This window comes from Rudaea sp., assembly GCF_057139185.1.
Map to the genome: position 1 here is coordinate 1 of NZ_DBNHDN010000025.1, position 12,196 is coordinate 12,196.

Here is a 12,196-nt window from a genome sequence, read left to right on the forward strand (position 1 = left end):
GGCGCAGGTCGACCTGCGCCGCGTCGCCTGCGAGAAGTCAGAGTGGGTTGTTGTCTGCTTTTGCGGCCTCTTGAACCTTGTATTGGACCGTCACGCTGCCCACCTCGCTGAGATAGCCGAGGGGCGCATCCTGCGGATCGTAGCCAATTTGATTGGTATCGAGGCTCAGGAACGTCACCTGCAGCTTCGGGAAACTCCATTTTGCGCTGTAGTAACTTTTCAGTGTTCCCGCAGGGGTTTGAATCGTGAATTTTTCAGTTGATGCGGGTGGCCCGTACTTCTTCGACACGGTTTGAAACGCATTCTGTTCGTTTCTGTTTTGGAAATAAAACCGGACGCCGGTCAGTTTCGAGTCCTGGATTCCGATCCAGATATCCTCGCTGTCGGCGATCGCAGGTCTCGAACTGTCTGCGTAGACAAGCTTGACCTTCTGATTGTTGGGCGGCAGTGCCGGCGGCAAGCTTGCCCCGGGGGTTGGCGAGCTGGTGTAGAAGGGCCCGACCCTCTGGAAGCATTTGTCGGCTGACGGCTTTGCCTCGGTATAGCGATACATTTTCGAGATGTGATCGGGTTTGCCGAGCAGGCCTCTGTTGCGTTTTGCGACCGCGATGCCTTCCATGCCCATCTGCTGTTCGAGAACTTCGTATTTGCATTCCCTGATGTTGAATGGCTCTCCCAGAGTCAGATCGAATACCGACGTGGGGCCCGAGTCTTTAGCGAGGGCCGTGGTCGAGGACAGCAAAACAAAAACGAACGCAAACGCGATTGGTGCAAATTCTGGCCGGCGCATGTGAATCTCCCTTTGAGATGCTTGGTTCTATTCGATGCCCGAGTCGTTTTCCTTGCTCACGTTGACTGGAGGGCGGGACGCAGGCATGCGTAGATTTTGGACCGCCCACCCTGGATCCAACTTTCAATTGCCCTCGACGGATGCCGCATCAGCCAGCGGCGCGATCGAGCAGATACTGCGCGAGCAGCGGCACCGGCCGACCCGTCGCCGAGCCCTTGCGGCCTTCGTCCCAGGCGCTGCCGGCGATGTCGAGATGGGCCCAGCGGAAGCCCTCGGTGAAGCGCGCGAGGAAGCAGCCCGCGGTGATCGCGCCGGCGTACTTGCCGCCGATATTGGCGACGTCGGCGTAGCCGGTTTCGAGCTGGCTCTGGTAGTCATCCCACAGCGGCAGGCGCCAGGCGCGGTCGAGCGTGGCCTGGCCTGCGGCGAGCAGTTCGTCGGCGAGCGTGTCGTCCTGGGTCATCAAGCCGCTGGCGTGCTTGCCGAGTGCGACGACGCAGGCGCCGGTCAGCGTGGCTACGTCGATGATCGTCTGCGGCTTGTACTTCTGCACCCAGGTCAGCGCGTCGCACAGGATCAGGCGGCCTTCGGCATCGGTGTTGAGCACTTCGACGGTCTGGCCCGACATCGTCGTGACCACGTCGCTCGGCCGCTGCGCGTTGCTGCCCGGCATGTTCTCCACCGCCGGCACGACGCAGACGAGGTTGAGATTGAGCTTCAATTCGACCGCGGCGAGGAACGCGCCGAGCACGCCGGCCGCGCCACACATGTCGAACTTCATTTCCTCCATGCCGGCGGAGGGTTTGATCGAGATGCCGCCGGTGTCGAAGGTGACGCCCTTGCCGACCAGCGCGTAGGGTTGCTCGTCGGCCGCGCCACCCTTCCACTCGAGCACGATCAGCCGCGGCCTGTTCGCCGAGCCCTGGGCAACGCCGAGCAGCGCGCCCATGCCGAGTTTGTACATCTGCTCCTCTTCGAGCACCTCGCAGGTGACGCCGGGGTGATCCAGGGCGAGCTGGTGCGCTTCGCCGGCGAGATAGGCCGGGGTGCAGATGTTCGGCGGCAGGTTGCCGAGCCCGCGCGCGAAGCGCACGCCGCGGGCGATCGCGCTCGCCTGCACGAGCGCGGCTGCGTCGGTGTCGGCCGGCGCGGCGAAAGCGAGTGCATGCAGTTCCGGGCGCGAGCTTTTTTCGCGCGGCTTGAAGGTCGCCGTGTACTTGTAGGCCTGCGCGTCGCCGGCGAGCGCACCGGTGCGCAGTTTCCAGGCGAGGTCGCGGCCCGGCACGTCGATGTCGCTCAAGTACGACACGGCGGAGTCGATCGGCAGGTTCTTCAAAGCGCGCGCGGCATCGGCGCTGGTTTTCGCATAGCGCGCGGCGTCGAACTTCCTCGCTTCGCCGAGACCGACGACGAGCACGCGCTCGGCCTTGATGCCGGCAACGCCGAACAGGGCCTGGGAGGCGCCGGGCTTGGAAGACAGATCGCCCGATTCGAGCAGGCGCGTGAGCGTGCCGGCGGACGCCGCATCGATGCGGCGCGCGGCGGCAGAGAGCATATGGTCGTCGAACACGCCGACGACAACGCAGGGCGTTTCCGCGGTTTCCGGGAGGCGGGAATCGAGGCTGAACTGGAGGATCATCAGGTTACCGTCGTTGGTTGTGGGTCGGCTCGGCTACAATTAAGGTTGGGTAAACGTGCCTGCGTGTGCAATCGCGGCGCGCCGCGGCCAGAGCGCAAACACAAGAGAGCAAGTTTACCGCAACATGCGATTCCTCACCCTGCGCATCATCGACCGCTATCTCGCGCGCGAGCTGCTGGTCAGTTTCGTCGCCGCGACCGCGATCCTGCTGCTCGTCAGCATCGGCGGCACCGTGGCCGACCTGCTCAACAAGATCGCACGCGGGCGCATTCCGGCCGAACTGCTGTTCTCGCTGATCGGCTTGCGTACCGTCGATGCGCTGACCCTGCTCGCGCCGCTTGCCGTGTTCATCGGCGTGCAGATCGCCTACGGGCGCCTGTACCGCGAGAGCGAGATGGCCGTGTTCGCCGCTTCCGGGTTGCCCGTGACCGGGCTGCTGCGGCCGCTGGCGTTGCTCGCCGTACCGTTGGCTGCGGTGATGGCGCTGATCTCATTCTGGCTGGCGCCGGCCGCGGTGCGCCTGTCGCAGAATCTCGTGCTGCAGGCGAACCGTTCGTTGATCATCGCCGGGCTCGAGCCGGGCAAGTTCGTCGAGCTGCCGAACGGCGACGGCATGATGTACGTCGAGTCGATGAGCCCGGACGGCACGCAGTTCAAGAAGATGTTCGTCGCCAGCGAGCGCGCGCTGGGGATCGACAAGAACACGCCCGATGCCAGGGCGAAGGCCACCACCGCGCCGGTGCGCATCAACGTGATCACCGCGGCGGACGGCGAACTGTACCACGACGTCAACGGCGCCGAGCGCTACCTCGGCCTCAACAACGGCTTTCGCGTCGAAGGCATCATCGGCCAGGACAACTACCGCCTGCTGCGCTACGCGCGCAACGACGTCAAGCTCACCGACTCCGAACCCGACGCCAGCGCCGACGCGGTCAAGCGCGCCGCGCCGACCGCCGACCTGCTGCGCAGCGAGGACCTCGTGCAGCGCACCGAATTGCACTGGCGCCTGGCGGCGCCGATCTCGACCTTGGTGCTGATCCTGCTCGCGCTGCCGCTGTCGAAGTCGAGTCCGCGGCAGCCGCGCTATGCCGGATTGATCATCGCCGGCCTGTCCTGGGCGATCTACTACGCGTTCATGAACATCGCACGCAACCAGCTGGTCAGCGGCAAGCTCAGCTTTGCGTTGGGCATGTGGTGGGTGCACGTGCCGGTGTTGCTGATCGCGTTGTACCTGCTCTGGCGCAGCCAGCAGCTGCCGCGGCCGAAGCCGGCCAGGGCGATGCCCGTGGCGGGGGCGGCATGATGGCCCTCGTTCGCGCCATGCGTCGCGGCCTCGACCGGATGCGCTTCAAGAAGGTCGACAAGGTCGTCGCGTTGTCGGTGATCGGCGGCGTGCTGCTGGCCTGGTGCGTCGTTGTCGCGCTCGATGCGATGCAGGCTTTCGTCGGCGAGATCAACGACGTCGGCACCGGTGACTACACGCTGGCCAAGGCGGTGGCCTATATCCTGCTCACCGTGCCGCGGCGCATGTACCAGTACTTTGCCTACGGTGCCTTGATCGGCGGCCTGATGGGCATGGGCGCGCTCGCCGCCAGCGGCGAGCTGACCGCTTTGCGTGCCGCTGGCATGTCCAAGCTGCGCATCTGCGCGTCGGTCGTGCTCGCGCTGACCATCCTGACCGCGTTCGTCGCACTGATGGGCGAGGCGATCGCGCCGCGCGCGCAGCAGAAGGCCGAGTCGCTGATGCAGACGGCGAAGAACCGCGACATCGCCATCGGCAAGGGCGGCACGCTGTGGGCGCGCGATGGCGACACGGTGATCAATGCCAAGCGCGGGCGCACTCGCCGCGGGCACGACGGCACGCCGACGATCGAGCTGTCCGAGGTGCGCGTATTCGAATTCACCCCGGGTGGCCAACTGTCCGCGTTGTCGATCGCGAAGACGGCGACGCATGTTGCCGGCGAGTGGACGCTGCACGATGTGCGTCGCACCGAATTCGTCGGACGCTCGGCGACGAGCACGACGCAGGAGACGGCGCAATGGAAGTCGCGGCTCGACCCGGACGTGCTCGCCGTATCGATGATCCACCCGGAATACCTGTCGATGAACGATCTGGCGCGCAACATCGACTACATGAACCGTAACCGCCAGGATGCGACCAGCTACAAGCTCGCCTACTGGAGCCGCATCTTCTATCCCCTCAACGTGCTTGTGCTGGCCTTCTGCGCGGTGCCGTTTGCATTCGGTTCGCTGCGCACCGGCGGCCTCGGCAAGCGTCTGTTCATGGGCATGGCGCTGGCAATCAGTTACTACTTCTTCCAGAAATCCGTGGTCAGCATGGGTGCGGTATACAATTTCAACCTTGCACTCGTGAACGCGCTGCCGTCGCTGTTGCTTGCGCTGGCGGCGTTCGCCTATTTCCGCAGGGATGCGTAGACAAGGGCCGATGCGCGGGGCCGAAAAGCGGACAGGTGAGCTGCGCTGAGTACGGTCTGCCGCCGTCAGCCCCCAGTCTTCAGTCATTTCTCCATGCGCACGAGCAGTGTGCCGGTCGCGATGTCGTGCCAGGCGCGGCGCTCGCGGTCGATCAGACACCAGAGGAAGCCTGCGCCGAGCGCAGCGAACGAAACCAGGGCGACGGCGAAGCGCAGCAGCGCGCGGCGCAGGTCGATCGCGCCGCCGTCGGCGCCTACCACGCGCAGGCGCCAGGGCTTCATGCCGACGGTCTGGCCGCCGCGCAGCCAGGAGACAACGAAGTAAGTCGCGGTGATCGCCAGCACGAGCGCCTGCACGAACAGCTTGTGCGCGACACGGTGCACGTCGAGCGTGCCGCCGGTCAGCGCGAGCGCGAGCAGCACCGCGCAGAACCACAGCGCGAGCAGCGGAAACAAATCATAGACCGCGGCAATCAGGCGCCAGCCGAGTTGGGCGGGAGTGGCGGCGGCCCGCGCGGAAGTAGAATCCATCGGATATCTCGAAGGTCGTCATGTCCGCCTTCGCGGGTACGACAAAGCCAAGCCTCAAACGTGGCAGTTTATCCTCGACGCAGCGATGAAGAAATCCGCACGCCAATCCGCCACCGCCGCGCTACGCGTCAGCGACCGTATTGCGCCGGACGAGGGCCGCCTGATCGAGGACTTTCTCGAGCGCGCCTGGTCCGAGTCGGGCCTGGCCGAGAATTCGCTCGCCAGCTACCGGTGCGACCTCGAGGGCCTCGCACGCTGGTGCGCGGCCAATTCCAGCGGCCTGCTGCATTGCTCGCGCGAACATCTGCACCGCTACCTCGCCGAACGCGGTGAAGGCGGCTATTCCTCGCGCAGCAACGCGCGCCTGCTCTCGAGCCTGCGCCATTTCTACCGCATGCAGCAGCGCCTCGGTGCGATCGAGGCCGATCCAACCCTGTTGCTCGACACGCCCAAGCTGGCACGACCGCTGCCGAAGGCGCTGACCGAGAGGCAGGTCGAGGCGCTGATCTGCGCGCCAGATATCGCCACGCCGCTGGGCCTGCGCGATCGCGCGATGTTCGAGCTGCTGTATGCGACCGGCTTGCGTGTTTCCGAACTCGTCAACCTCGGCACCGACCAGATCAACCTGCGCCAGGGCGTGCTGCGCGTGACCGGCAAGGGCGGCAAGGATCGCCTCGTGCCGATCGGCGAGGAAGCGATGGACTGGCTCGAACGCTACTATCGCGACGCGCGACCGGTGCTGCTTGCCGGCAAGGTCGTCGATGCCGCTTTCGTCACGCGGCGCAAGGCGGCGATGACCCGGCAGATGTTCTGGACGATGGTCAAGCAGCATGCGGCCAGCGCCGGCATCGACGCCGGGCGCATCTCGCCGCACGTGCTGCGGCACTGCTTCGCCACCCATCTGCTCAATCACGGTGCCGATCTGCGCGCGCTGCAGATGTTGCTCGGCCACAGCTCGTTGTCGACCACGCAGATCTACACGCTGGTCGCGCGCGAAGGCCTGAAGCGCCTGCACGCGCAACATCACCCCCGAGGGTGAGCGCAAGCGTCTACGCGATGCCATGAATGGCATCGCCTGCGCGAGCGAACGCCCGAGGCAGGATGCGCGGGGCGGGGTTGTCTGGCGAGGCCGGGATGGCCGAGCGCGAGCACCTGTGCGGCGCGCGCACGCCGACTCGTGCGATAATCGCGGTGTTGGCGGCTGATCTGGTAATCGGCGTGCCGGATTCTGTAATTTGCTGTGCACAAGACGGGTCGTATCCGTCAGTCGCGCACGCTCCATCTGTCGGGAACCACCATGCTCAAACATTTGATTGTCGCCGCCAGTCTCGCTCTCGCCGCCTCCACCGCTTGCGCCCAGAGCAACGGCACGTTCGGCGATGTCGCCAGCAGCATTGCTGCGGCACCGGCTTCGGGCGAAGAGAAAGTCGTGCGCGATGCGCTCGCCAAGCTTGCGCCGGGCATGAAAGTGGAGGCGTTGGCGAAATCCGACCTGCCGGGTTTCTTCGAGGTGGTCATCGGCAATGGCCAGGTGGTCTACGTCAGTGCCGACGGCAAGTATCTGATCCAGGGCGAGGTCTACGATGTCGCGCAGAAGGCGAGCCTCACCGGCCGTGCGCAGGCGGGGATACGCCTGGCTGCGCTGAAGACCCTGCCGCAAAGCAAGCGTCTCGTGTTTGCGCCGGCGAATCCGAAGCACACGGTGACCGTGTTCACCGACGTGGACTGCCCGTACTGCCGCCAGTTCCACAAGCAGATCGCCGCCTACAACCAGGTCGGCATTGCCGTCGAGTACGTGCTGTTCCCGTTGGCGATTCACCCCGGCGCAGACAAGAAGGCCGAGGCCGTATGGTGCTCGCAGGACCGCAACGCTGCCTATACCGCGGCGATGAACGGGCAGGATCCCGGCAAGAAGACCTGTGCAAACCCGATCGCAGAAACGACCGCGCTGGCGATGAAGATCGGCATCGGCGGCACGCCAACCATCCTCAACGAGAATGGGGTGCAGGTGAACGGCGGTGCGGTACAGGACCCGGCAAAATTTCTCGCCGAGCTCGATCGTCTCGCGGCGCAGGCGGGCAAGGGGCCGGTTGCGGCGAAGTGACCGGCCGGATGCCGGCCATGCCGGGGCGACACGCATCCTGCCTGTCGGCTAAAATGCGCGCCCCTTCCGCAAGCAGCCGATGCGCGCCATGTTGGTTTTCGATGGGCAGCCGGCCCTCTCGGCGTTTCGCCTGGAGCGTCTCAATCGCGAATTGAACCGCACGCAGCCCGACTTCCGGGTCGGCGCTGCGCGCTACGTCTATTTCGTCGATCCCGCGCCTGCCGCCCAGGTCGACCGCGATGCGCTCAGTCGCGTGCTGCGTGCGCTGAATGCCGAGGCCGGGCCGGCGACGTTGTGGGTGGTGCCTAGGCTGGGCACGCGGTCGCCATGGTCGACCAAGGCGACGGAGATCCTGGGTGGTTGCGGCATGCCCGTGCGCCGCGTTGAACGCGGCGTCGCGTTCACGATCGCCAGGCCGCCGATGGCGGGTTCTACGCCGTGGCGCAAGCTCGCCGAGGCGCTGCACGATCCGATGACCCAGTCGGTGCTGGCCACGCTCGATGATGCGCGGGCCTTGTTCCGTTCCGCTGCACCGGAACCGCTGGAGCGCATCGTGCTCGGCGGCGATCCGGCATCGGCGCTGAACGAGGCGAACGCGCGCCTCGGCCTCGCTCTCGCCGCCGACGAGATCGAGTATCTGATCTCGCGCTATGCGGAACTGGGTCGCGACCCGACCGACGTCGAACTGATGATGTTCGCGCAGGCGAACTCGGAGCACTGCCGGCACAAGGTGTTCAACGCAAGCTGGACGATAGACGGCGCAGCCAAGGACAAGTCGCTGTTCGCGATGATCCGCAACACGCATCAGGCCTCACCCGCGCATACCTTGTCCGCGTACAAGGACAACGCAGCGGTGATCGAGGGCAATACCGCCGCGCGTTTTTTCCCGCGCGAAGACGGCCGCTTCGTCGCGGGTGTCGAAGCCGTGCCGTACGCGATCAAGGTCGAGACGCACAACCACCCGACCGCGATCGCGCCGTTTCCAGGGGCAGCGACGGGTGCCGGCGGCGAGATCCGCGACGAAGGTGCGACCGGACGCGGGGCCAAGCCCAAGGCCGGCCTCGTCGGCTACACCACCTCGTACCTGCGCATCCCCGATTTACCGCGGCCGTGGGAGAAGGAGCGGCCGTTGCCGCCGCGCATGGCGAGCGCGTTCGAGATCATGCGCGACGCGCCGATCGGCGCAGCGGCGTTCAACAACGAATTCGGCCGGCCCTGCCTCGGCGGCTATTTCCGCACGTTCGAGCAGGAAACGGCCGATCCGAACTACCGGCGCGGTTACGACAAGCCGATCATGATCGCCGGCGGCCTCGCCAACATGCGCCTGGCGGATGTGGAAAAGGGCTCGCTGTCGGCCGGTGACGCGATCGTCGTGCTCGGTGGCCCGGCCATGCTGATCGGCCTCGGCGGCGGCGCGGCGTCGTCGCTCGCCGGCGGCGATTCGAGCGAAGCGCTCGACTTCGCCTCGGTGCAGCGCGACAACGCCGAGATGGAGCGACGCTGCCAGGAGGTGATCGACCGCTGCTGGGCGCTCGGCGCGGCCAATCCGATCGTCAGCATCCACGACGTCGGCGCGGGCGGTCTGTCGAACGCGATTCCGGAAATCCTCAACGATTCGCATGTCGGTGGACGCATCGAACTGCGCCGCATTCCGTCGGCCGATCCGGCGCTGTCGCCGATGCAGATCTGGTGCAACGAATCGCAGGAGCGCTACGTGCTCGGCTTGCATGCCGCCGATGTCGCGCGCTTCGCGGCGCTGTGCGAGCGCGAGCGCTGCCCGTTCGCCGTGGTCGGCGAAGTCACTGCCGAACGCGTGTTGTTGCTCGATGACGCGGCGAATCCGCAGGCGCAGCCGATCGATCTGCCGATGGACGTGTTGTTCGGCAAGGCGCCGAAGATGCAGCGCGACGCCAAGCGCAAGGCTGCGCGTCTCGACATCGTGCCGGACCTCGACGGCATTGCGCTCGAGGATGCGCTGCAGCGGGTGCTGCGCGCGCCGGCGGTCGGCTCGAAATCGTTTCTCGTCACCATCGGCGACCGTACCGTCGGCGGCCTGTGCGCCCGCGACCAGATGGTCGGGCCGTGGCAGGTTCCGGTGGCCGATTGCGCGGTGATGCTGACCGATTTCGAGGGCTACGCGGGCGAGGCGATGGCGATGGGCGAGCGCGTGCCGGTAGCGATGCTGTCGGCGCCCGCTTCGGCGCGCCTCGCGGTCGGCGAGGCGATCACCAATCTGGCCGCCGCACCGATCGCGGACATCGGCGAGATCCGGCTGTCGGCGAACTGGATGGCAGCGGCCAGCGTGCCCGGCGAGGACGCGGCGCTGTTCGACGCGGTGCAGGCGGTGGGCATGGAATTGTGCCCGGCCCTTGGCATCTCCATTCCGGTCGGCAAGGACTCGCTGTCGATGGCGACGGTCTGGCAGCTCGACGGACGCAAGCAGAAAACCGTTTCTCCGGTTTCGCTCAACGTCACCGCGTTTGCGCGCGCGACCGATGTGCGTCAGGCACTGACTCCGCAACTGCGCACCGATGCGGGCGAGACCGAGCTGTGGCTGATCGATCTCGGCGCACGCAAAAACCGCCTCGGCGGCTCGATTCTCGCCCAGGTCTACAACCGCGGCGGCGGCTTGCCTGCCGACGTCGAGGATCCGCAGCGATTGAAGAATTTCTTCGCCGCGATACAGCAGGCAAACGCGAATGGGTTGCTGCTCGCCTACCATGATCGCGCCGACGGCGGCGTGCTCATCACCTTGATCGAAATGGCGCTGGCCGGGCATTGTGGTCTCGATGTCGAGATGAACGGCTGGGGTGAGGCGATTCTCGCCTCGCTGTTTTCCGAAGAACTCGGCGCCGTCGTGCAGATCCGTGCCGGTGACCGCACGGCGTTTCTCGCCCTGCTCGCCGAACATGGTCTCGACAAGTTCGCGAATTTCTGCGGCGCCCCGCACAAGCGCATGCGCGTGAAGCTCTGGCTAGGCGGCGAGCGCCTTGCGCGCTGGCCGTGGGAAGACCTGATGAGCGCGTGGTCGGAGACGAGTTTCCAGATGGCGGCGCGGCGCGACAATCCGCAGTGCGCGCGCGACGAAGACGGCCTGCGCAGCGATGACGGCAGCCCGGGCATCACGCCGAAACTGACATTTGATCCGGCTGACGACGTTGCCGCGCCGTACATCCACACCGACGCAAGACCGAAGATCGCGATCCTGCGCGAGCAGGGCGTCAATGGCCAGGTCGAAATGGCGGCGGCGTTCACGCGTGCGGGCTTCGATGCCTACGATGTGCACATGAGCGACCTGCAGAGCGGGCGCCGCAAACTTGCCGATTTCCGCGGCTTCGCCGCCTGCGGCGGATTTTCGTATGGCGACGTGCTCGGCGCGGGCCGCGGCTGGGCGACCTCGATCCTGCTCAACGCGCGGTTGCGTGACCAGTTCGCCGCGTTCTTCGCCGATCCGGCCCGGTTCGCGCTCGGCGTGTGCAACGGTTGCCAGATGCTCGCGGCGCTCAAGGAAATCATTCCCGGCGCCGAAGGCTGGCCGAGCTTCGAACGCAATGCATCCGAGCAGTACGAGGCGCGCTTGGTCACGCTCGAGGTGGTCGAATCGGCGTCGCTGTTGTTCAAGGGCATGGCGGGTTCGCGCATTCCGGTCGCGGTCGCGCACGGCGAGGGCCGCGCCGAGTTCGCCAGCGGCGCCGACCTGCGGCGCACGGCGGTGTGCCTGCGCTACGCCGACAACTATGGCCGCGCGACCGAGGCCTATCCGCTCAATCCGAACGGTTCGCCGGGCGGTCTTGCTGGCATCACCGCGGCGCAGGGCCGCGTAACCGCGTTGATGCCCCACCCGGAGCGCGTGTTCCGCAGCGTGCAGATGTCGTGGGCGCCGCGCGAGTGGGGCGAGGATTCGCCGTGGATGCGCATGTTCCGCAACGCGCGCGTGTGGGCGTGTTGAGCCTGCCGCTTGCGAACGCGTCGTCCGATCATGCCATCTGAGACGGGGCGATGACGATTTCCCCGCTCCGGCGCTTCCTGCTCGCGGCCGTGCTCTGGCTGCCGTTCGCGTTCTTCCTCTGGTTCGCGTTCCGCGCGCAGTTCGCCTGGCCGGTCGTGCAGATCGCCAAGGTCGCACTGCTGCATCTCTGGCCGGGCCTGTATCTCGACGTGCTCATCGGCGCCGACGAGATCAGCCAGGCGACCGGCCAGCTGATCGCGCATCATGCCGACTGGATGCAGATCAACAGCAACGTCCTCTACAACGCGGTCAGGGACGGCGCGCCGAAGTATGCGTTCTTCGATTTCATCGTCAATCCGATGATCTACGGCTACAGCGTGCCGTTGTTCGCCGGTTTGGTCATGGCCACCCCGCTGGAAAAGTGGCAACGCCTGGCGCAGATCGGCGCGGGCCTGGCCGTGCTCTGGCTGGTGCAGGCGTTCGGCGTCGTCGCGGAAACATTCAAGGTGCTCGGTTTGCAATTGCCCGAGGGCACGGCGAAGATGCACGAGCTGGGCTATTCGCTGGAGGCGATCGCGCTTTGCTATCAGTTCGGCTACCTGATCCTGCCCCCGCTGGTGCCGGCGGTGCTGTGGATCCTGTTCAACCGCCCGTTCATCGAAGAGCTGACGCAGCCGCCGCCAGCGGCCGCGGCGGAACCTAATCGCGAGACCGCGGTCGAAACGCGGCAGCAGGGGAACTGAAACGA

Annotated in this window: 9 protein-coding genes; 6 read left to right on the forward strand and 3 right to left on the reverse strand. The window is 66.1% G+C overall.

The features are described from left to right. Positions 1-37: 37 nt before the first annotated feature. The gene (locus tag AC16HO_RS08230; protein ID WP_484335373.1) at positions 38-790 is read right to left on the reverse strand and encodes a hypothetical protein; all 753 of its coding nucleotides are present in this window, start codon (positions 788-790) and stop codon (positions 38-40) included. A 148-nt stretch (positions 791-938) separates the two neighbouring features. Then, on the reverse strand, positions 939-2,429 hold the full coding sequence (locus AC16HO_RS08235; RefSeq protein ID WP_395641583.1) for a leucyl aminopeptidase: 1,491 nt from the start codon (positions 2,427-2,429) through the stop codon (positions 939-941). 124 nt (positions 2,430-2,553) lie between these two features. On the opposite strand from AC16HO_RS08235, the gene lptF reads away from it, so the two are divergent. Together lptF and lptG are read left to right on the forward strand one after the other, a co-directional pair. Continuing rightward, on the forward strand, positions 2,554-3,732 hold the full coding sequence (gene lptF, locus AC16HO_RS08240; protein ID WP_395641584.1) for an LPS export ABC transporter permease LptF: 1,179 nt from the start codon (positions 2,554-2,556) through the stop codon (positions 3,730-3,732). Then, positions 3,729-4,865: an LPS export ABC transporter permease LptG gene (gene lptG, locus AC16HO_RS08245; RefSeq protein ID WP_395641585.1), complete on the forward strand. Its 1,137-nt coding sequence runs from the start codon at positions 3,729-3,731 to the stop codon at positions 4,863-4,865. Before lptF ends, lptG begins: the two co-directional genes overlap by 4 nt. Positions 4,866-4,948: 83 nt before the next feature. Here lptG and AC16HO_RS08250 read toward each other — a convergent pair whose 3' ends face one another. Then, positions 4,949-5,395 (reverse strand): RDD family protein, encoded by a 447-nt coding sequence (locus tag AC16HO_RS08250; RefSeq protein ID WP_395641586.1) that lies wholly within the window; start codon positions 5,393-5,395, stop codon positions 4,949-4,951. 85 nt (positions 5,396-5,480) lie between these two features. Between AC16HO_RS08250 and xerD the strand changes: the two genes are divergently transcribed. From xerD to AC16HO_RS08270, 4 genes are all read left to right on the forward strand, one after another. Beyond that, a complete protein-coding gene (gene xerD, locus AC16HO_RS08255) occupies positions 5,481-6,434 on the forward strand; it encodes a site-specific tyrosine recombinase XerD (RefSeq protein WP_395641587.1) in 954 nt (317 codons plus the stop codon). A gap of 258 nt (positions 6,435-6,692) precedes the next feature. Continuing rightward, positions 6,693-7,499 carry a DsbC family protein gene (locus AC16HO_RS08260; protein WP_395641588.1) on the forward strand — a complete coding sequence of 269 codons (807 nt, stop codon included), beginning with the start codon at positions 6,693-6,695 and terminating at the stop codon, positions 7,497-7,499. An 88-nt stretch (positions 7,500-7,587) separates the two neighbouring features. Then, the gene (purL, locus tag AC16HO_RS08265) at positions 7,588-11,448 is read left to right on the forward strand and encodes a phosphoribosylformylglycinamidine synthase (protein ID WP_395641589.1); all 3,861 of its coding nucleotides are present in this window, start codon (positions 7,588-7,590) and stop codon (positions 11,446-11,448) included. Positions 11,449-11,498: 50 nt separating this feature from the next. Beyond that, positions 11,499-12,191 carry an exosortase H-associated membrane protein gene (locus AC16HO_RS08270; protein WP_395641590.1) on the forward strand — a complete coding sequence of 231 codons (693 nt, stop codon included), beginning with the start codon at positions 11,499-11,501 and terminating at the stop codon, positions 12,189-12,191. Positions 12,192-12,196: the final 5 nt, after the last annotated feature.

Coding starts and splice junctions, on each gene's coding strand:
- lptF (WP_395641584.1), top strand. CDS start 2,554: ATGCGATTCCTCACCCTGCGCATCATCGACCGCTATCTCGCGCGCGAG.
- AC16HO_RS08270 (WP_395641590.1), top strand. CDS start 11,499: ATGACGATTTCCCCGCTCCGGCGCTTCCTGCTCGCGGCCGTGCTCTGG.
- AC16HO_RS08235 (WP_395641583.1), bottom strand. CDS start 2,429: ATGATCCTCCAGTTCAGCCTCGATTCCCGCCTCCCGGAAACCGCGGAA.
- purL (WP_395641589.1), top strand. CDS start 7,588: ATGTTGGTTTTCGATGGGCAGCCGGCCCTCTCGGCGTTTCGCCTGGAG.
- AC16HO_RS08250 (WP_395641586.1), bottom strand. CDS start 5,395: ATGGATTCTACTTCCGCGCGGGCCGCCGCCACTCCCGCCCAACTCGGC.
- xerD (WP_395641587.1), top strand. CDS start 5,481: ATGAAGAAATCCGCACGCCAATCCGCCACCGCCGCGCTACGCGTCAGC.
- AC16HO_RS08260 (WP_395641588.1), top strand. CDS start 6,693: ATGCTCAAACATTTGATTGTCGCCGCCAGTCTCGCTCTCGCCGCCTCC.
- AC16HO_RS08230 (WP_484335373.1), bottom strand. CDS start 790: ATGCGCCGGCCAGAATTTGCACCAATCGCGTTTGCGTTCGTTTTTGTT.
- lptG (WP_395641585.1), top strand. CDS start 3,729: ATGATGGCCCTCGTTCGCGCCATGCGTCGCGGCCTCGACCGGATGCGC.